General features: G+C 64.3%; 24 protein-coding genes. 4 read left to right on the top strand and 20 right to left on the bottom strand.

Going from position 1 to position 19,129, the window contains the following annotated elements:
* Positions 1 to 25: 25 nt before the first annotated feature.
* The 8 genes from CH286_RS15655 to CH286_RS27870 form a co-directional block, all read right to left on the bottom strand.
* Positions 26 to 955 (bottom strand): glucosyl-3-phosphoglycerate synthase, encoded by a 930-nt coding sequence (locus CH286_RS15655; protein WP_032403017.1) that lies wholly within the window; start codon positions 953 to 955, stop codon positions 26 to 28.
* The gene (folP, locus tag CH286_RS15650; RefSeq protein ID WP_094609683.1) at positions 952 to 1,812 is read right to left on the bottom strand and encodes a dihydropteroate synthase; all 861 of its coding nucleotides are present in this window, start codon (positions 1,810 to 1,812) and stop codon (positions 952 to 954) included. Before folP ends, CH286_RS15655 begins: the two co-directional genes overlap by 4 nt.
* A gap of 36 nt (positions 1,813 to 1,848) precedes the next feature.
* A complete protein-coding gene (locus CH286_RS15645) occupies positions 1,849 to 3,624 on the bottom strand; it encodes a long-chain-acyl-CoA synthetase (protein WP_094609682.1) in 1,776 nt (591 codons plus the stop codon).
* A gap of 92 nt (positions 3,625 to 3,716) precedes the next feature.
* Complete coding sequence (locus CH286_RS15640) at positions 3,717 to 4,280, bottom strand: TIGR00730 family Rossman fold protein (protein WP_094609729.1); 564 nt, start codon at positions 4,278 to 4,280, stop codon at positions 3,717 to 3,719.
* 26 nt (positions 4,281 to 4,306) lie between these two features.
* Positions 4,307 to 5,077, bottom strand: coding sequence for a TIGR00730 family Rossman fold protein (locus CH286_RS15635; RefSeq protein ID WP_032403014.1), 771 nt, complete (start codon positions 5,075 to 5,077; stop codon positions 4,307 to 4,309).
* 10 nt (positions 5,078 to 5,087) lie between these two features.
* Positions 5,088 to 6,173 carry a succinyl-diaminopimelate desuccinylase gene (gene dapE / locus CH286_RS15630; protein ID WP_037171557.1) on the bottom strand — a complete coding sequence of 362 codons (1,086 nt, stop codon included), beginning with the start codon at positions 6,171 to 6,173 and terminating at the stop codon, positions 5,088 to 5,090.
* A 10-nt stretch (positions 6,174 to 6,183) separates the two neighbouring features.
* Positions 6,184 to 7,128 carry an SMP-30/gluconolactonase/LRE family protein gene (locus CH286_RS15625; protein WP_037171558.1) on the bottom strand — a complete coding sequence of 315 codons (945 nt, stop codon included), beginning with the start codon at positions 7,126 to 7,128 and terminating at the stop codon, positions 6,184 to 6,186.
* 45 nt (positions 7,129 to 7,173) lie between these two features.
* A complete protein-coding gene (locus CH286_RS27870; RefSeq protein WP_155289287.1) occupies positions 7,174 to 7,317 on the bottom strand; it encodes a hypothetical protein in 144 nt (47 codons plus the stop codon).
* A 182-nt stretch (positions 7,318 to 7,499) separates the two neighbouring features.
* Between CH286_RS27870 and dapD the strand changes: the two genes are divergently transcribed.
* Positions 7,500 to 8,453 (top strand): 2,3,4,5-tetrahydropyridine-2,6-dicarboxylate N-succinyltransferase, encoded by a 954-nt coding sequence (dapD, locus tag CH286_RS15620; protein ID WP_094609681.1) that lies wholly within the window; start codon positions 7,500 to 7,502, stop codon positions 8,451 to 8,453.
* 87 nt (positions 8,454 to 8,540) lie between these two features.
* Here dapD and CH286_RS15615 read toward each other — a convergent pair whose 3' ends face one another.
* The 5 genes from CH286_RS15615 to CH286_RS15595 all read right to left on the bottom strand — a co-directional run bounded on the left by CH286_RS15615 (position 8,541) and on the right by CH286_RS15595 (position 11,996).
* Positions 8,541 to 9,932: an HNH endonuclease signature motif containing protein gene (locus CH286_RS15615; protein ID WP_094609680.1), complete on the bottom strand. Its 1,392-nt coding sequence runs from the start codon at positions 9,930 to 9,932 to the stop codon at positions 8,541 to 8,543.
* A gap of 129 nt (positions 9,933 to 10,061) precedes the next feature.
* Entirely contained in the window at positions 10,062 to 10,487 is a 426-nt protein-coding gene (locus CH286_RS15610; RefSeq protein ID WP_094609679.1) for a nuclear transport factor 2 family protein, read from the bottom strand.
* A gap of 16 nt (positions 10,488 to 10,503) precedes the next feature.
* Positions 10,504 to 10,959, bottom strand: coding sequence for a 6,7-dimethyl-8-ribityllumazine synthase (locus tag CH286_RS15605; protein ID WP_032380598.1), 456 nt, complete (start codon positions 10,957 to 10,959; stop codon positions 10,504 to 10,506).
* A gap of 10 nt (positions 10,960 to 10,969) precedes the next feature.
* Positions 10,970 to 11,401 carry a DUF1810 domain-containing protein gene (locus tag CH286_RS15600; protein ID WP_032403008.1) on the bottom strand — a complete coding sequence of 144 codons (432 nt, stop codon included), beginning with the start codon at positions 11,399 to 11,401 and terminating at the stop codon, positions 10,970 to 10,972.
* A gap of 10 nt (positions 11,402 to 11,411) precedes the next feature.
* On the bottom strand, positions 11,412 to 11,996 hold the full coding sequence (locus CH286_RS15595; RefSeq protein WP_094609678.1) for a TetR/AcrR family transcriptional regulator: 585 nt from the start codon (positions 11,994 to 11,996) through the stop codon (positions 11,412 to 11,414).
* A gap of 61 nt (positions 11,997 to 12,057) precedes the next feature.
* Here CH286_RS15595 and CH286_RS15590 point away from each other — a divergent pair, with 61 nt between their 5' ends.
* Positions 12,058 to 12,819 carry an SDR family NAD(P)-dependent oxidoreductase gene (locus CH286_RS15590; protein ID WP_255182669.1) on the top strand — a complete coding sequence of 254 codons (762 nt, stop codon included), beginning with the start codon at positions 12,058 to 12,060 and terminating at the stop codon, positions 12,817 to 12,819.
* On the opposite strand, the gene CH286_RS15585 is transcribed toward CH286_RS15590, so the two are convergent.
* Positions 12,794 to 13,003 carry a hypothetical protein gene (locus tag CH286_RS15585; protein WP_094609676.1) on the bottom strand — a complete coding sequence of 70 codons (210 nt, stop codon included), beginning with the start codon at positions 13,001 to 13,003 and terminating at the stop codon, positions 12,794 to 12,796. The genes CH286_RS15590 and CH286_RS15585 overlap by 26 nt on opposite strands.
* 30 nt (positions 13,004 to 13,033) lie before the next feature.
* On the opposite strand from CH286_RS15585, the gene CH286_RS15580 reads away from it, so the two are divergent.
* The gene (locus CH286_RS15580) at positions 13,034 to 13,333 is read left to right on the top strand and encodes an SDR family NAD(P)-dependent oxidoreductase (RefSeq protein ID WP_255182668.1); all 300 of its coding nucleotides are present in this window, start codon (positions 13,034 to 13,036) and stop codon (positions 13,331 to 13,333) included.
* Positions 13,334 to 13,347: 14 nt separating this feature from the next.
* Here the strand turns inward: CH286_RS15580 and CH286_RS15575 are convergent, their stop codons facing one another.
* The 5 genes from CH286_RS15575 to CH286_RS15555 form a co-directional block, all read right to left on the bottom strand.
* Positions 13,348 to 13,833, bottom strand: a complete 486-nt coding sequence (locus CH286_RS15575; protein WP_094609674.1) for a CoA-binding protein — start codon at positions 13,831 to 13,833, stop codon at positions 13,348 to 13,350.
* The gene (locus CH286_RS15570; protein WP_032403004.1) at positions 13,830 to 15,128 is read right to left on the bottom strand and encodes an O-acetylhomoserine aminocarboxypropyltransferase/cysteine synthase family protein; all 1,299 of its coding nucleotides are present in this window, start codon (positions 15,126 to 15,128) and stop codon (positions 13,830 to 13,832) included. Before CH286_RS15570 ends, CH286_RS15575 begins: the two co-directional genes overlap by 4 nt.
* 4 nt (positions 15,129 to 15,132) lie before the next feature.
* Positions 15,133 to 15,645: an OsmC family protein gene (locus CH286_RS15565; protein WP_032380590.1), complete on the bottom strand. Its 513-nt coding sequence runs from the start codon at positions 15,643 to 15,645 to the stop codon at positions 15,133 to 15,135.
* A gap of 203 nt (positions 15,646 to 15,848) precedes the next feature.
* Positions 15,849 to 16,511, bottom strand: a complete 663-nt coding sequence (locus tag CH286_RS15560; protein WP_094609673.1) for an SDR family NAD(P)-dependent oxidoreductase — start codon at positions 16,509 to 16,511, stop codon at positions 15,849 to 15,851.
* 83 nt (positions 16,512 to 16,594) lie between these two features.
* Complete coding sequence (locus tag CH286_RS15555; protein ID WP_032403002.1) at positions 16,595 to 18,010, bottom strand: acyl-CoA synthetase; 1,416 nt, start codon at positions 18,008 to 18,010, stop codon at positions 16,595 to 16,597.
* Positions 18,011 to 18,012: 2 nt separating this feature from the next.
* Here CH286_RS15555 and CH286_RS15550 point away from each other — a divergent pair, with 2 nt between their 5' ends.
* Positions 18,013 to 18,435: a hypothetical protein gene (locus CH286_RS15550; protein ID WP_032380587.1), complete on the top strand. Its 423-nt coding sequence runs from the start codon at positions 18,013 to 18,015 to the stop codon at positions 18,433 to 18,435.
* A gap of 12 nt (positions 18,436 to 18,447) precedes the next feature.
* On the opposite strand, the gene CH286_RS15545 is transcribed toward CH286_RS15550, so the two are convergent.
* Entirely contained in the window at positions 18,448 to 19,065 is a 618-nt protein-coding gene (locus CH286_RS15545; protein WP_032380586.1) for a LysE family translocator, read from the bottom strand.
* Positions 19,066 to 19,129: the final 64 nt, after the last annotated feature.

Genomic DNA, 19,129 nt, shown 5'->3' with positions numbered 1-19,129 from the left:
ATCTTGTCACGCCCGCCCGACACGCCTACTTCAGCGAGTTCATCGCCGGTCGATCCATCAGCGACACCTCGGTCGAGAACGGCTGGAAGGAATCACCGTCCACCCGGAACTGCATCAGCCCGGCACCGGAATCGACCATGCCGCACCGGTTCAGCATCGTTCCGACAATCTGTCTGCTCATCGCCCCGAGCTCCACCAGCGGACGGTTACGGTGCTTGCGTACGCCGAGATTCACCTGACCGATCGCTTGCAGACCGAGCCTGTCGTACGTATCGAGCAACAGCCCGATCTCCACTCCGTAGCCTGGCGCGAACGGCACTGCGGACAGCAGTTCGCGAGTACCCGCGTATTCCCCGCCGAGCGGCTGAATGACGCCCGTCAATTCCGGTCGCAGTGCAGCGAGCAGTGGCCTGGCCACGAGCTCGGTGACACGTCCACCGCCGTTGGCATCCTCGGTCCCGCTGACCCGCAGCGGACGCCGGTAGTAGCCCTTGACGAGGTGGATGCCGTCGCCCATCAGCAGCGGGCCGAGCAACTTCGGTACGAACGCCGGATCGGGATTGATCAGATCGGAGTCGACGAAGGCGATGAGATCACCGGTCGACGCTGCGACCGATCGCCACAGCACCTCACCCTTGCCCGGCACCGGGTCGATCCCGGGGACCGCTTCCTCGCGGCTGATGACTCGCGCGCCTGCCGCCGTCGCCCGGACGGCTGTTTCGTCGGTCGAACCGGAGTCCAACACGATCAGCTCGTCGACGAGTCCCCCGAGCAGGGGATGAATCGTGTCGATGACCGCGGCAACGGTCTGTTCCTCGTTCAGCGCCGGGAGTACCACCGACACCGTCCGGCCCGCCTTCGCGGCTTCCAGTTCGGCGATCGTCCAGTCGGGGACGTCCCAGCTGTTGGTCTCGGACCATGCCATGGTCACGTCCGTTCGATCCGCAAGTGTCATGCCAGACCCCTGACCGTCCGCGCCGGGGTTCGGAGCCCCTGGATCGCTGCCACCATGTCTACGACTCTTCTGGTCGACGCAACCTCGTGCACCCGGAACATTCGGGCTCCGCCTGCTGCGGCCAATGCTGTCGCTGCCAATGTTCCCTCCAACCGGTCGACGAGCTCTACCCCTAGAGTCTCGCCTACGAAGTCCTTGTTGCTCAGCGCCATGAGCACAGGCCACCCGGTGTTTACAAGATCGTCCACGCGCCGCAACAACTCGAGCCCGTGATAGGTGTTTTTCCCGAAATCGTGCGTCGGATCGATCAATATCGAATCTTTCTTCACCCCCTCGGCGACAGCATTCTCGGCGGCTGCGGTGACTTCCGCGATCACGTCCGCCACCACATCGGCATACCGAACCCGATACGGACGCGTCCGCGGCACGGCACCACCGGTGTGCGAACAGACGATGCCGACACCCTCGGAGGCCGCGACGCGCACCAACTCGGGGTCTGCCCCGGCCCAGGTGTCGTTGATCAGATCCGCGCCCACTCCGCAGGCCAACCTGGCGACTTCGCTACGCCAGGTGTCGACACTGATCAGCAGCTCGGGATAAGCACCCCGGATGGCTCCGACGAACGGAACGACACGTCGGATCTCCTCGTCGGCGTCGACGATGTCGCCCGGACCGGCCTTCACACCGCCGATGTCGACCATGTCGGCACCCTCGGCGACTGCCCGGTGCACCGACGCCATAGCGGCATCGTCGGTGAAATTCGCACCCCCGTCGTAGAACGAATCGGGGGTGCGATTGACGATGGCCATCACCAAAGCGCGGTCGTCGGCAACCGGTTTGCCGCAGAGGGTGCTCATGAAATCAATAGTGACACGCGCGCATCTTTCGGGTGCTCAGCCTTTGGGAGCCTTACCTGCGGCCACCTCGTCGACGTACCCGTCGTACGCCTTTTCGTAGCCACCGGACTTGCCGCGCAGCACGTACAGATCGCTGGCACTGTCTTCCTCGTACCCGAGCTTGCGAAGGGCAACCTTCTGGCTCTTGAACGTCGACGTCTGCTCCAGGCTGTCCACGACACGCACGAACAGCGGCACCGCGTAGCTCGGCAGCTTGTCGTAGAGGTGCTCGGCGACCGATTTGCCGTCGAAGGTCTCGCCTTCGCGCAGCGTGACCGCCGCCATGCCGGCCTTGCCGTCGGTTCCGTCGATATCGACGCCGTACACGACGGCACCGTCGACCGAGGAATGTCCGCCGAGGGCACCTTCGACCTGGGTGGTGGCCACGTTCTCGCCCTTCCAGCGGAAGGTGTCACCGAGGCGATCCACGAACGCGACGTGCATCCAGCCCTGCTTGCGGACCAGGTCGCCGGTGTCGAACCAGGCGTCACCGTCCTTGAAGCCGTCGCGCACCATCTTCTTCTCGGTGGCCTTGTCGTCGGAGTAGCCGTCGAACGGTGCCCGGTCGGTGATCTTGGACAGCAGCAATCCGATCTCGCCGTTGCCGACCTTGCGGAGCTTGCCGTCCTGGCCGCGCTTGGCCTTGCCGGATTCCTCGTCGTACTGCACCACGGCGTACGGAAGCGGGCAGATGCCCGCGGTCTTCTTCATGTTCAGGGCATTGATGAACGCGATGTTGCACTCGCTGGCACCGTAGAACTCGGCGACGCGGGAGATACCGAATCGCTCGGTGAACTCTTCCCAGATCTCCGGACGGAGGCCGTTGCCGACGATCAACTTGACCGAGTTGTCGCGATCGGAACTCTTCTTCGGCTGCGTCAGCAGGTAACGGCACAGCTCGCCGATGTAGGTGAAGGCCGTGGCCTTGTTGACCCGGATGTCGTCCCAGAAATTGCTCACCGAGAACTGCTTGCCGATGGCCATGGTGGCTCCGCCGGCGAGCACCGAGGACAGCGTCACAGTCAGTGCATTGTTGTGGTACAGCGGCAGGCAGCAGTAGATGACGTCGTTGCTGCGCAACCGGACACCCATGTTGCCCAGACCGGACATCGACTTGAGCCAGCGGAAATGGCTCATCAGGCTGGCCTTCGGCATGCCGGTGGTGCCCGAGGTGAAGATGTAGAACGCCTTCTCCTTGGCCTGGATCTCCGCGGTGACCTTCGGGTTGGCCGTGGACGCCGTTGCGGCCAGCTCGGCCAGCTTCTTCAGTGGCAGCACCGCTCCCACCTTCGGCTCCGCGTCGAGCGAATCGAGAGCTTCCTGCGCGTTCTCGTCCAGTACCAGGACCTTCGCGTCGAGAATCCCGAGGCTGTGCTCGAGCACGTCGCCGCGCTGGTTGTAGTTCAGCATGCCTGCGGTGGCACCGAGCTTGACGGCAGCGAGCGCGGCGAACAGCGCCTCCGGACGGTTCTTGCTCAGCACGCCGACGACGTCACCGCGCTGTACACCGTGGTCGGCAAACACTGCGGCATATTGGTTGACCAGCTCGTTGGCGTCCTTGTACGAGGTCGATTCACCCTCGAACCGCACGAACGGGCGGCTGCTGTTCTTGGCAGCGGCCTCCTGAAAGATCAGGCCGATCGACACCTTGTGATCGGGCTTGCGGGTGAATCCCGCCAGACCCTTGAGCAGGCTCGGCACCTCCGTCACCATTTTCGGCAACGCGACCGCGAGGTCGGTCACTCCAATTTTCTGACGGGCATCGACAGCCATGAACTCCCCTTCGAAGACAGTGTGAGATTTCTTACCCTACTTGAGAGTAACAACTTTGAGGAGCTCACTCCGCGGGCACGGTTCGTGACCTGTCACAACGTTGCGCACGCATCCAGTGCCGAATCGACCGTCGTCGTCCTGACCAGTGCGTCGAGTGCTCGCTGTTGCACGAATCCGGTCGACCGGAGACCGTCGATCCACTGCATCATCCCGTCGAAATGGCCGAACGGATCGAGCATCACCATCGGCTTGCTGTGCATGCCCAGGTAGCCCGCAGTCCACGTCTCGAACAGTTCCTCGAGCGTTCCGATACCGCCGGGCAGCGTGATGAACGCGTCGGCGCGATCCTCCATGATCTTCTTGCGCTCGCGCATCGTGTCGGTGACGATCAGCTCATCGGCATCGACGTCGGCGACCTCGCGGTGCACGAGCGCCTTCGGGATGACGCCGACGGTGTTCCCGCCTGCCGCTCGCGTCGCCGCGGCCACCGCGCCCATCATCGAGACGTTGCCACCGCCCGAGACGAGTTGCCAGCCACGTCGGCCGATCTCGGTTCCGACGTCACGAGCGAGTTCGATGAACGAGGAGTCGACGGGACCCGACGCGCAGTAGACGCAGACACTGAGCGTGTGTCCCCCAGTTGCTGGGTTGCTCACTGCTGGGTTGCTCGCTGCTGGATTGTTCACTGCTGGGCCTCGCGGACGATGCGGACGGCCTCGTCGACGCTGTCGGTGCAGTGGATGAGATCGAGGTCCTTCTCGGACACCTTGCCTTCTTTCACGAGAGTCGTCTTGATCCAATCGAGCAGTCCCGACCAGAAGTCTTTGCCCAACAACACGATCGGGAACTTCGTGACCTTGGCGGTCTGCACCAGGGTCAGCGCCTCGAACAGTTCGTCGAGGGTACCGAAGCCGCCGGGTAGGCATACGAACGCCTGGGAGTACTTGACGAACATGGTCTTGCGAACGAAGAAGTATCGAAAGTTGACGCCCAGATCGACCCACTCGTTGAGTCCTTGCTCGAACGGCAATTCGATGCCCAATCCGATCGAGTATCCGTCGGCCTCGCTCGCACCGCGGTTGGCACCTTCCATCACGCCCGGCCCGCCACCGGTGATGACGGCAAAGCCCTCACCGGCGAGAGCGGCCCCGAGCTGCCGGGCTCGGGCGTACTCGGGATGGTCGACGGGGGTGCGGGCCGAACCGAATACCGTCACAGCTTTCGGTACCTCGGCGAGAGCGCCGAATCCCTCGACGAACTCACTTTGGATGCGCAACACCCGCCAGGTATCGGAGTGAATCCAGTTACCTGATCCTCGCTCGTCGAGCAGGCGTTGATCCGACGTGGACGTCTCGGTGTTTCGGCCACGCCGGAGTACTACGGATCCCTTGTGCTTGGCCGGCTTCTCGGTGCCGTGTTCCTCGAAACTGCTTGGGCCCTCGACGCTGTTCATGGCGTCCAGGCTATCCGGCAGAGAGGTAGCTCCGGAGAACCTGTGTGACGTGGCTGATCTGCTCGACGGGGACGCGTTCGTCCCGCTTGTGGGCGAGGTTGGGATCGCCGGGCCCGTAATTGACCGCCGGGATGCCGAGTGCCGAGAACCGAGACACGTCGGTCCAGCCGTATTTCGCCCGAAACTGCCCGCCCGCGGCCTCGATCAGCGCAGCCGCCGCGGGCTGGTTCAGACCGGGGAGGGCACCTGGTGACGAGTCGGTGACCTCGAAGCCGAGATCGAGCCCATCGACCACCTCACGAACGTGCTCGACGGCTTCAGTGACACTGCGATCCGGTGCGAACCGGAAATTCACGTCCAGTTCGGCGGCGTCGGGAACGACATTTCCCGCAACCCCACCGGAGATCCGAACTGCTTGCAACCCTTCGCGATACACGCAGCCGTCGATGTCGACGGTGCGAGCTCGATAGGCAGCGAGCCGGTTGAGTACGGCACCGAATTTGTGAATTGCGTTGTCTCCCAGCCAGGAACGGGCACTGTGCGCCCGCGTTCCCGACGCCGTCAGCCGGACCCGCAGCGTCCCTTGACACCCGGCCTCGATGAAACCGCCGGACGGTTCACCGAGAATGGCGACGTCGGCTTCGAGCCACTCCGGCAGTTCTCGCTCGATGCGGCCGAGTCCGTTTCGCGAGGCCGCGATCTCTTCGCAGTCGTAGAACACCAGAGTCAGGTCGTGCGCGGGGTTGTCGATGGTTGCCGCGAGATGCAGGAAGACGGCGTCCCCCGACTTCATGTCGACGGTTCCGCACCCGTGCAGGATGTCGCCCTCGGCACTGTCGTGTTCCCGCCTCGACGGCACGTTGTCGGCGATCGGCACCGTGTCGAGATGGCCGGCCAGCATCACCCGCGATCCGAGTCCGCGGTTGGTTCTGGCCAGAACGGCGTTGCCGCTCCGAATGATCTCGAAGCCTGTGGTCTGCTCGCGGAGCGCCTGCTCCACCTCGTCGGCGATGCGCGATTCGTCCTCACTCACACTGGGGATGTCCACCAGCGCAGCAGTGAGATCTATCGGGTCGGCATGAAGTTCGAGCGTCACGCCGACAACCCTAGGCTTTGGGTCCCGGAATCTCGCGGACCACGCCGTCGAAGCCTGCACCGAACAATCGTCCGCTCGAAAAACCCTGTTCGGAGCGACCGTAAGCGACAACGCTCGTCAACCGGGTACCGGTGCCGATCACGCAGGTGGCCCCCGGCGCATCGATGCGGACGACGGATCCGCCGGCATTGAGCGGCACCACGGGGCGTCCGGCGGAATCGAGAGTCAGGCCGTCCGGCGCTGCGAAGGAGCCCAGTCCCGACAGGTCGAGCAGGCTCTCCGGTGCCGACGGGTTGGCGATCGGAATTCGGCTGACCCCTGGGTTCACGAATGTTCGCGAGACGTACAGATACTGATCAGCGGCGTCGAGGACAGCGCCGTTGGCGCTCGGAAAGCGAGCCCAGTCCGGGTCGACGGAACCGTCGGGACCGATCCGACCGATGAGCGAGCCGAAGTCGTTGGTGGCGTACACAGTTCCGTCTGCAGCGACAGCGAGTCCGTTGGCAGCACTCAGGCCGGTCGCAAACGGGGTGACGGCAAGCGTGTTCACGTCGAGTCGAACTATGCCGGCCGCCTTGACGAGGTCGCCGACGAAGACGCGAGGGTCGGCCCCGTAGCCAACCAGGAGTGTGCCGTCGGGCATCCAGGCCAGAGCTCCGCCGCCGCCGCTCGGAACCTTCGCGATGGGGTACGCGGCCCGGCCCGGCGCATCGATGCGGTACACCCGGCCGGAGACGATGTCGGTGACGTAGGCGCGGCCCGACGCGTCGACGGCCAGGCCTTCGAGAGCTGCCCCGGGAATTCTCGTGACCACGGCCGACGAACCGCCGGCTCCGGCGCAGTTGGGATCGGCGGCAGCGGTGCCCGAACCGACAACGGCGCTGCTCACGGCGATCAGCGCCGCAGCGATCACTGTTACTGCCGAACGCGTGCGTGTGGACTTGCTCGAACTCATGACGCCCCCCAGACTCGGCGACCCCCTGTCAGCCGATGGGCATGTCTACCACGCGCCTGCGACAACCAAACCCAGGGCGACTCCGAGGACGATCGTCGTGGCCAGCGTCGTCACCAATCCGGTGAAAGAGACGCCGTCCGCCACCACCGCGGCGGCTCCACGGCTGCGCGAGCCGATGCGGGTGGTCATCGGAGAAACTCTGTCAGCTCCCCCGCCCTCTACCCGTCCACCCGCATCCCGATGCGATCACACTCGACAGTCGAATCGGTAACGAACCGACGCGGCATCAGGATCGGATTCCGGAAACCAGTCCGCGTACCCGCGATGACGGGTGAACCCGCGCACGAAACCCACCGCGTATTCTTCCTGCCGTGAGCGCACAGGGAGCATCAGCAGTAGGTATTGCCAACATCACGACGTCGGGTGTCGTTCTCGACACCTGGTTTCCGAGCCCCGAGCTCGGGTCGGGCTTCGAGACCGGCACCACTCGACTCGAGGGATCCGACATCCCGGAGGAGTTCTCTTCTCTCGTCGGACCGGACGACGCGCGCGGTGTCGAGGTCGTTGCGGTTCGCACCAGCATCGCCTCCCTCGACGACGCCCCGATCGACGCGCACGATGCGTATCTGCGACTGCATCTGCTCTCGCACCGGCTGGTTCAGCCGCACGGGCAGAACCTCGACGGAGTGTTCGGCCTGCTCGCCAACGTCGTCTGGACCAACTTCGGCCCCGCAGCGGTCGACGGCTTCGAGACGGTGCGCGCGAAGCTCCGCGCCCGCGGGCACGTGACGGTGTACGGCGTCGACAAGTTCCCGCGTCTGGTCGACTACGTCGTTCCCACCGGAGTTCGCATCGCCGATGCCGACCGTGTGCGCCTCGGTGCTCATCTGGCCAGCGGTACGACCGTCATGCAGGAGGGCTTCGTCAACTTCAATGCCGGGACGCTCGGCAACTCGATGGTCGAGGGGCGCATCTCCGCCGGAGTCATCGTGGGCGACGGTTCCGACGTCGGCGGCGGCGCGTCGATCATGGGCACACTCTCCGGCGGCGGCAAGAACGTCATCTCCGTCGGGAAGAGCTGCCTACTCGGTGCCAACTCCGGACTCGGTATCTCTCTCGGTGACGATTGCGTCGTCGAGGCGGGCCTGTACATCACCGCCGGCACGAAGGTCAGCGGACCGGACGGAACTGTGGTGAAGGCGGCGACGCTGACCGGAAAGTCCAACCTGCTGTTCCGCCGCAACTCGCTCTCGGGCGCGGTCGAGGTGGTGCCGTGGAAGGGCACAGGAGTCGAACTCAACGCAGTGTTGCACGCCAACGACTGAGAGCTGCGTTCTCGAATTAGCTTTACAGCCAACCTCTTCCAGCCCCGCACCGTGTTCTCGGTGCGGGGCTGGATTGTTTGTATGGGCTTACGCGATGTGGGGCCCGGCTCGGGCGTGGGATTGTCTGGGTTCTCGGTACGGGTCGACGGTGGCTGGTGGGACGAACCAGGGGTGGTTGTCTGCGGCGATGAACACTTCCCAGTCACTGTGGTGGATGAGTCGGTGGTGGAATCCGCACAATAGGACGAGATTGTTCATGTCGGTGGGTCCGCCGTCGGTCCAGTGCCAGATGTGGTGACCTTCGGTCCACGCTGCGGGTTTTCCGCAGCCGGGGAAGGCGCAGCCGTGATCGCGGGCGGTGAGGGCGCGTTTCTGTTTCGCGGTGACGGTGCGGGCGGTGCGGGCCAGGTTGATCGGGGAGCCGTTCTCGTCCATGACGATGGCGGTGAGAAGACAGTCGCAGGCGAGTTGCCGGGACGTGTTGCGGGTGAGTGGTCCCATCCAGGGCAGCCACCCGACGGTGGTGCCGTCACCGAACAGGTCCCGATATGCGCCACGATCGGAGGCCGGTCCACTGTCACAACCATCGGCATCATCGCCGCGGGTGCTGCTGCTCGCGCTATCGGATCTGGTTGCCGTACCTGTGTTTTCGTCACTACCGCTGCCGCTGCCGCTGCCACTTTCACGGTCACCGGAGCCTGCGCCTGCTGCAGTGCTGCGGAGGTTGGTGAGGTCGCGGAGGGTGATGTGCAGGTTGACGTGCGGTTTTTCGCCGCCTTCGGTGGGTCGGTTGCTGGAGGCGAGGTAGCGGTCGAGGATGTGTCCGAACGCCTCGGCGCGGCGTAGGGCGGGGCTGCGTTCGTCTGGGGTGCCGTCGGCGGCGGGTCGGGGTTCGGTCAACGGCGAGAGTGCGGCGAGCAGTTTCTCACCGGTGATCGCATCGAAGTCACCTTTGAGCGCCAGCCGCCCGTTCAGGGTTTTCGAGGCGAAGAGTTCGTTGCGGTCGGTGTCTTCGGGTGGTGGTTTGTTGCCACCGTAGGTGTCTTTCAGTTTGGTGATGGCTTCGCGGATGCGGTCGGTGCGTGCGCCGGGTCCGGTGGCGGCGGTGATCATCGCCTTCCGAGCGATATCGCTACCCTCTTGCGGAAGGTTCTTCGGTGGTGTTTCGGCGAAGTCGAGGATCAGAGCGGCATGGTCGACGGACATGACGCCGGTGTTGACCGCGTCGGCGATGTCGGGGAAGTTCTTCAGTCCGCGGGCGAGGGCGACGATCTTGGTGGCTTTGCTGGGGGTGAGCAGGGTGGTGGAGGTCAGCCAGCCGGCGGGTCCGGGGAAGCCGAGTTTCTCGCGGGAGACGCGGGTGTCGATTTCGGCGACGAGGGCGATACGTCGGGCTTCGAGCAATTGGATTCGGTGGGAGAGATCAGCAGCGTCGGAGAGGAGTTCGCTTTCGCTCAGTTGCCAGATCTCCGTTGCCATGGACCAAGTGTATCGAACATGTGTTCGACTGGCAATGATAGTCGAATCGAAAACTATTGCCGTGCTTCACTATTCACGAAACGGAACCTGTCGGTAGCTCGTGGTAAAGGTCAACTCATCCGTCACACATCACGATTCATGGTCTGCGATCACGGTTCCTTGGTGATAGAGGATTCTCCAGTCACCGTCCCGTCGCTGCCACAACGTTGTTCTGCGGGTATACCTGCCGTCGAGCCGCAGCGTGTAGGTCAGCAGGTAGGTCGCCGGGGCAATTTCCCGGAGCTCGAATCCGCTGGTCTCCCAATCACCGTCGAGCCGACCGCTCGGGTCGGACGAGTATCGATCTTCGAGGACCGACCAAACGTGTTCGCGACTGTAGAGCCGACCCGAAGCTCCGATCTCCCAAAAACTTGGATCGGTGAGGCACTCGAAGTCTTCCCGCGTGGTGCCGTACTCGCGGCGATGGAAGATCGGTTCTCGCCGTTCGAGTTCCGCGAGTATCTCATCCAGCTCGGCCACTGAGCGGCCATCGGGCCCGCGCAGAGAATCTGCCATGGCGTCGGCCCCAGCGTCAGCCGATGGTTCCCAGCGACGCCAGAGTTTTGACGACAGCTCTCGCCGCCTCGGCACCTTTGGTTTCGAGATGCGCTGTGAAGAAGGCATTGTGGTCGGCGTGCTCGTGGAAATGGTGGGGAGTGAGCACCACCGAGAACACGGGGACGTCGGTATCCAGCTGCACCCGCATGAGACCGTCGATGACCGCCGTCTCGACGAAGTCGTGTCGATAGATTCCGCCGTCCACCACCAGTGCGGCGGCAACGATCGCCGAGTACTTCCCGGTCTTGGCCAGCCGCTGCGCATGCAGCGGGATCTCGAATGCTCCCGGGACCTCGAAGACGTCGATGGACGTCCCGGCCTGGCCGAGCCGCTCGAGTTCTGCTGCGAAACCCACTCGCGCGCGGTCGACGATGTCCAGGTGCCAGCTGGCGTGAACGAAGGCAATGGATCCGGCGAGTGGAGTCGTCATGGGTGCGATGCTAGCGGTATCGCTCGTCGAGCAAGTCGAGTGTTCCGCCATCGGATTCACCGTCGAAATACTTTTGCAACACTTCACCGAAAACGGACGTGCCCTTGGTAGCTTCGGCGAAAAGGGTCATGGACGAGTGCAGTTTCAGATTGTCCGGATAACCGAAGATCTCGTCGACCGTCCGGCCCTCGATTCCAACGGTCAGCCGAGCTGCCTTGCTCAGGCGCGGCCCCAGCACCTCGTGAGACAAGTACAGTTCCGCCTCGGTCAGATCGGCGATGCCGAAGTGCTGAGCAGTTGCACTGCGGCCCAGCCCCGCCAACTGCGGGAACACGAACCACATCCAGTGCGTCTGCTTGCGTCCCGCCTTCAGTTCCTTCGTCACTGCATTCCAGACGGGGTCCTGGGCGTCGACGAAGCGTTGCAGGTCGTATTCGGTCATGCCGTTCAACTTAGGTGAACCCGCGCATCAGGGTGTCGACGGTTGCGTCCAGTAGATCCTCGACCGGGACGCCGTCGAGGAGATCACCGGTGGCGAGCACCGCGAGGCCGTGCACACTCGCGAACGCCACCCGAGCGAGTATCTCGGTGGGTGCCTCGGTGATCATGCCGGCGCCAATGGCGTCCTTCAACAACGCCTCGGTTGCCGTCATACTCTGGCCCGCAGCAGCTTTCAGGTCGTCGCTGGCATCGGGGTGATGTTTGGTGCTGTACATGACATCCAGCAGTTCAGGATGCTCGACGGCGAATCCGAGATACGCACGGGCGACGCCACGAAACCGCGACATCAGCTCACCGGGACCCGTCGCGGCGGCGGCCATCCGGCGATTCATCTCCTGAAAACCGTGCAGGGCCAGCGCATCCAGCAATGCCTGCTTGTCTCGGAAGTGACGAGCCGGGGCGGCGTGACTGACTCCGACATCTCTGGCCAACTGCCGCAGCGAGAGCGCGTCGACGCCACCCTGCGCAATGCTCCGTTCGGCCGCGTCGAGCAGTACCGCCCGCAAGTCACCATGGTGATAGCGCCGCGTTGCCATGCACTCACCCTAAGCGATGTTGGCATTGACAACAATGCTGACACTGCCTACATTTGCGCTCATGACTTCCACAGTGCTCATCACCGGCGCAAGCTCAGGCCTCGGCGAGGAATTCGCCACCCGATTCGCCGCACGCGGCGAGAACGTCGTCCTCGTGGCACGACGGGCCGATCGACTCGAGGCTCTCGCTCGCCACATCGAGGCCGACCACGGCGTCACTGCCACCGTCGTGGCGATGGACCTGGGCGTACCCGGAGTCGGTGCAGCACTGCGAACCACGTTGACCGAGAAAGGGATAACTCCCACTTCTCTGGTCAACAACGCCGGCTTCGGAACACACGGCCGGTTCGCCGACGAGGATCCGGAGCGCGTAGCCGCAGAAATCGCCCTCAACGTCAGTGCGCTGGTCGACCTCACTCACGCATTCCTGCCGAACCTGACCGGTGCGCTGATCAACGTGGCGAGTACCGCTGCGTATCAACCGACGCCCAACATGGCCGTGTACGGGGCGACCAAAGCGTTCGTCTTGAACTTCACCGAAGCTCTGGCATTCGAGTACCGCACCTCGTCGCTGAAAGTCCTCGCGCTCTCCCCCGGTCCGACGCGCACCGAGTTCTTCGACGTCGTGGGATCGAAAGACGCCGCGGTGGGCAACTTTCAGACGTCCGAGCAGGTTGTCTCGACGGCGTTGCGCGCGTTGGATTCTCGTCGCACTCCGGCCAGTGTCGTGTCCGGTCTGTCCAACAAGATCAGCGCGGGCAGCGTGCGCCTCGCCCCGCGCGGTCTGGCAACAGTGATCAGCGGTCGCCTGCTGAAAGCGTGAGGCCGACGAGGATGCGCTCGAATGCCGCTCGCTCGGAAGCCGGGATCGCGTCGAGCAGATGCCGTCTGACCGCCTTGGCGTGAACGGGCCGAGCGCGCACGACGGCATCGCGTCCCGCGGTGGTGAGAAATACCTCCACTCCCCCGTCGACCTGACGTCGAGCGATGAGTCCGCGGTCGGCCATTCGGGTCAGATGGTGCGACAGCCGGCTGCGATGCCACTCGAGCAACGCGGCCAAGGCGAGGACGGCGCATGGGTGGGCACGCCGTCGATGGCGTATTCGAGCTCGAAGACCGCTCTGAACGCCCTCACTGTTCACTACGCCCGAGACCTTGCCGATACCCCGATCAAGGTCAACGGAGCAGCCCCCGGGCACGTCGCCACCGACTTCAACGGATTCCGCGGAACACGATCGCCGGACGAGGGTGCGGCCGTCGCGATTCGCCTCGCCGCCCTCGACGCCGATGGACCCACCGGACTGGTGTTCGAGGACAACGCCGTCCTGACGTGGTGAGGCGTGCGGCGCGCCTACCCCCGTGTACGACGCGAATCGATCACTCCCGTATCGAATCCGGCCAGATGCAATCCACCGTGGAATCGCGCGTGTTCGATCTTGAGGCAACGGTCCATGACAACGTTCAATCCGGATGCTTCGGCGTCGTGGGCCACCTGCTCGTGCCACAGCCCCAGCTGCAGCCAGATCGTCTTCGCCTGCACTGCAATGGTTTCGGTGAGAACCGCAGGAAGGTCGTCGTACTTGCGGAAGACGTCGACCAGATCCGGCGGCTTCGGCAGGTCTGCGAGCGTCGGATAAACCGTTGTTCCTTCGATCTCGGTGATCGTCGGATTGACGAGAAAGATCTCGTAGTTGCTCGTCGACGACAGATATCGGTTGACGAAATAGGATGCCCGCGAGGGATTCTTGGACGCACCGACGATTGCTACCGTCCTGGTTTCCCGCAGAATGCGCTGGCGCTCTTGGGCGGACGGGCCCTGCCAGGTGCGTTCGGTCACGAGCGTGCCTTTCCGGTTGCCAGCTTCAGGGCCTGATCCAGATCCCAGAGAATGTCCTCGACGTCTTCGAGTCCGACGCTGATGCGGATCAATTCCGGGCCGACACCCGCTCCGCGAAGTTGATCGTCGGTCAGCTGCCGGTGGGTGGTGCTGGCCGGGTGAATCACGAGCGTACGCACGTCGCCGATGTTGGCGACATGGCTGGCAACTCGGACACTTTCGACGAACGTCTGCCCAGCGTCGCGACCCCCGTCGATTCCGAAGGCGAACACCGCACCGGGTCCGGCGGGCAGATATTTCAAGGCGCGGTCGTGATGCGAATGACTCTCCAGCCCAGCCCATCTCACGTAGTCGATGCGCGGATCCTGTTCCAGCCACTCGGCGACCGCTCGGGCATTGGCAACATGTGCGTCCATACGCTGCGGCAACGTCTCGACACCCTGGATCAGGGTGAAGGCCGACTGTGGTGCCAACGCACCACCGATGTCGCGCAGTTGCTCGCTGCGCAGCTTGGTCAGAAAGCCGTACTCGCCGAAGTTTCCCCACCACGACAGGCCCCCGTACGAGGCCACCGGCTCGGTCATCTGCGGGAATTTGCCAGAGCCCCAGTCGAATCGACCGGATTCGACCACCACTCCACCCAGCGTCGAACCGTGCCCACCGAGAAACTTCGTCGCCGAGTGGATCACGATGTCGGCACCGAACTCGATGGGCCGGCTCAGCCACGGGGTCGCCATCGTCGCGTCGATCACCAACGGAATTCCGTGCTCGTGCGCAACGGCCGCGAGACCGTCGAGGTCGGCGATCTCCCCCGACGGGTTCCCGATGATCTCGGCGTACATGAGTTTGGTCGAATCCGTGACCGCAGCAGCGTAATCCGCCGGATCGGTGCCCGGAACGAACGTGGTCTCGACACCGAACCGGCGGAGTGTGACGTCGAGTTGGGTCACCGTGCCGCCGTAGAGACCAGCCGCCGCGACGATGTGGTCCCCGGTGCCCGCGAGAGCAGCGAACACCGCGAACTCGGCCGACAACCCACTGGCGAACGCGACCGCTCCGATGCCGCCTTCGAGGCTCGCGATGCGCTCCTCGAAGGCGGCGACGGTCGGATTGCCGATACGGCTGTAGACGTTGCCGTACTTCTGCAGAGCGAACAGATCGCCTGCGTCAGAGGAATTCTCGAACACGTAGCTCGCCGTCTGATAGATCGGCACAGCACGCGAACCGGTGGAAGGATCAGGCCTTGCTCCGGCGTGAATTGCTCTGGTACGTAGGCCGAATGTCCGTTCGCTCATGACCTCAGGCCGTTTCGAGAACGGTGTGGATCGGGGTGGGATTGCGCGTCAGATCCAGCACGGGGCAGTGATCGTCGACGGCCTGTTGCAGCTCCTCGTACCGTTCCCGCGTCTCCGGCCCCGTGACCGTGACGACAACACGCACCTCACCGAACCCCGGGCGCACCGCGTCGTCGAACCCGAAGAATCCGCGCACGTCGAGATCTCCCTCGGCCTTTGCGCTGATGTCGTCGACGACGATGCCCAGCTTCTCGGCCCAGACACGATAGGTGACCACCTGGCAGGACAGCAGCGACGCGAGGTAGTACTCCACGGGATTGGCGGCCTTGTTCTCCCCGCCGAGGGCCGGCGGCTCGTCCACCTCGACGCTGTATTTGCCGAGTGTGACGGTGCTGGCGACGGCGTCGTGTGCGGTGGCCGAACCACGAAAGACGACCTGGGCGTTCTTCGCGTCGGCCTGTACGGCGTCATCGGTGGCAGCGATGACGCCGCCGAGATGAGAGACGGATGTGGTCATGAGAATTCCTGTTCGATTCGAGGGTTGCCGGAACTACCCGAGGAGCGCAAAAGCCCGTCGGGAATGGGTTCGATCGACTGTTACGAACAGGAGGAGGTGCAGACGAGACCGAAGTCGATGGTGCGACGACGAACGAGCCTTCTGGCTGCGTCGGTCACATGTGTCTCGGTCACGAAGCCGACAATAGCCTAGGAACGTCTCGCCTACGAGAACTGGTCCGCGCCGACGTCGGTCTCGTCGTCGGTGATGGCCGCGACGATGCGCGCTGCCACCGACTCCGGGGTCAGCCCCTGTGGCAGTTTCGGTGCCTGCCCGGCGATCGGCCTAGTGGCCAAGCCGGTCTCGGTGTGCGGTGGCCGCACATCGACGATCCTGATCTTCGACTTACGGGCTTCTGTGCGAACACTTTTCAGCAGCGCACTCACCGCGGCCTTGCTCGCAGAGTAGGCACCCATATTCGGCATCGGCTTGTCGGCCACCACCGCACTGATGTTGAGGACGAAGCCGCCCTGATCGAGTGTGGTCAACGCTTCGCGCATGATGCGCAGCGGCGCGAGGTAGTTGAGCAGCAGCAGTTCGTCGACGGTGTCGTCGTCCACTTCGGTCACCGGCCCGAACGCCACGACACCGGCGGCGATCACGATCCCGTCCAGACCGCCGTGGTGTTCGACGGCCTCTGCGATCACCGAGCGAGCCGAATCCGGAAGCGTCAGATCGGCATTCACCACGTGATGATCCGAGGACTCGAGGCTGCGACCGCTGACGGTCAACCGCGCACCGGCTTCTGCGAGCTGGTCGACTATCGGGGACCCCAGCCCACCACTGGCACCGAATACGAGAATGCGTGCGCCGTCGAGAGAGGTCATACCACGAACTTAATCGCCGCCTCGTACCCCGCGCTGACGTTGAGCCATTTTGGGTCATTCCGCAGGCTCCACTCCCGCGACGACTAGCTCAACAACTTCTTCTGTACCTTGCCCATCGCATTGCGCGGCAGCGAGTCGACCACGCGAATCTCGCGGGGCCGCTTGTGAATCGACAGCTCGGTGGCCACCAGATCGATGAGCACCCTATCCTCGACATCGGTACCCACGACGAAGGCCACGATGCGCTGGCCCAGGTCGTCGTCCGGCAAGCCGACGACAGCGACCTCGTCCACGCTCGGATGCCCCAGCAGCACCGTCTCGATCTCCCCCGCGCCGACGCGATAGCCACCGGATTTGATCAGGTCCGTCGACGCGCGCCCGACGATGCGATGAAAGCCGTCCGGCTCGATCAGAGCGACATCTCCGGTGTCGAACCAGCCGTCCTCGGTGAAGGTCTTCGCTGTCGCCTCCGGGTTGTTCAGGTAGCCGTCGAACAGCATGGGGCAACGGATCTGCAGTGCTCCGATCGATTCACCGTCGTGGGGCAGGATTTCGCCCTGCTCGCCGCGCAGTCGGGTTTCGACGCCTGCGACCGGTAGTCCCACCGAGCCCGGGCGACGCTCACCGTCGGCGCGGGTGCTGATGGTGATGAGGGTTTCGCTCATGCCGTACCGCTCGATCGGGGCCTGGCCGGTGAGCTCGCGCAGCTTCTCGAACACCGGTACCGGAAGCGGCGCACTGCCGGAGACCAGCAACCGGGCGTCCGCGAGAGCTCGGGCGGACGTCTCGTCGGCGGCGACCCGCGACCACACCGTCGGCACCCCGAAGTAGAGGGAACCACGCGCTTCCGCGTAGAGCTCCGGAGTCGGCTTACCGGTGTGAATCAGTGGGCTGCCGACCCGCAGCGGACCGAGGACCCCGAGGATGAGACCGTGCACATGGAACAGCGGAAGCCCGTGCACCACAGTGTCTTTCCACGTCCAGCTCCACGCATCGGCCAACGCGTCGAGGCCGGCCGCGATGGCGCTGCGAGAGATCAGGACGCCCTTCGGCGGGCCGGTGGTACCGGAGGTGTAGAGCACGAACGCAACGGAAGACGGCTGCGGTTCGGCGTAGCTGTGCCACGACCGCGCGTGCTGACGCACCGGTAGAACCTCGAGCCCGGCGGTATCGGGCGGAGCTTCGCCGAGCCACGCCTGCGCACCCGAGTCTCGGAGAATGTGCTCGCGTTCGGCCACGCCCGCGTCCGGCGGTACCGGGACCACGGTGACTCCGGCGATCAGGGCACCGACGACCGCGAGCACCGTCTTGACCGACGGCGTTGCGTAGATCGCGAGCCGATCTGCCCGCGCGATGCGTTCGGCAACCGAGGTCGCAGCACCCAGGATGTCGGCGCGAGAAAGCGAGACTCCGTCGATGGTGATGGCGTCGGGAATATCGTCTCCCCGCGCAACGGCGAGTGGGTTCAGTGAACGAAGCAGCACATGGCTACCGTACATACATGGACGTGGACGGAATCGACACCGGCGATTACGCCGAGTACATGACGGTCGCCGCCGGTGACCTGCAGGCGGGCGTCTATCTGATCGGAACCGACGCCGAGCAGGACACCGATTCCGAGGACGAACTCGACCTGGATCTCGAAGACGAGGATTCGGACGACGACGCCATCGACATCGCGCACGTCACCGACGGTGCGCCGAGGCTGGTCTACTCGGTCCAATCGGACGATTTCTGGACGCGGGTGGAACTGGCCGATCTGCGAGCCACTCAGCTCTACGAGGAAGCCCACGCACGCAATCCCGAGGTCAACACCGAGCCGAAGCGCTTCACCACCGTCGAAGCGTTCGGCAGCAATGAACTGGTCTACATCCTGCGCATCAGACGCGGCGGCTGGGACGTGGGCGAGCCCGACCTCGATTGACCGCTGTCGCCGCTAGGCCGAGGACGCGACGGTTCCGACGCCGAGGGCGACCAGGAATCCGGCACTGATGCGGTCCAGCCAGTCGGTCACCGCGGGCTTGCGCAGCAACGCGACCGCGCGTGAGGCGACGACGGAGAACACTCCCATCACCAGGGCTGCCACCACCACCTCGACCAGACCGAGCGTCATTGCACCGGTGAACGTGACCACGGTGAGGAACTGCGGCACCACGGCCAGGTAGAACAGTCCGACCTTGGGATTGAGCGCGCACGAGAGAACTCCGGCACCGAACGCCGACCATGCGGCCGCCGCGACCGGCACCAGCGGCTCACCGGCCACCTTGTTCTTTCGGCGTGCCCGAAACGCCTTCACGCCCAGGTACAGCAGATACAGCCCGCCGAGGATCTTGACCACGCGATACGCCGTCGCCGACTGCTCGACGATCGCCGCCAGCCCAACGGCTACCAGCACGGCCCAGAACAGTCCGCCGATCGCGACGCCCATCGCCGCGGCTATCCCGGGCTTGAGGCCGCCGATGCTGTACCGCAGCACCAGAAACGAATCGGGCCCGGGCAGGATCGCCAACAGAAAACACACGCCGGCGAAACTGAGCAGCAGGGTGAGGGTCATGCGTACATGAGAACACCCAGGCGGAGCCGGAGCCAACTGACTCGAGTGTCCACAATTTGGGTCG

This window comes from Rhodococcus sp. WWJCD1, from assembly GCF_002258735.1.
Classification (GTDB): domain Bacteria; phylum Actinomycetota; class Actinomycetes; order Mycobacteriales; family Mycobacteriaceae; genus Rhodococcoides.
The sequence above is the reverse complement of the archived record's forward strand: the minus strand, read 5'-3'. Positions and strand labels throughout refer to the sequence as shown.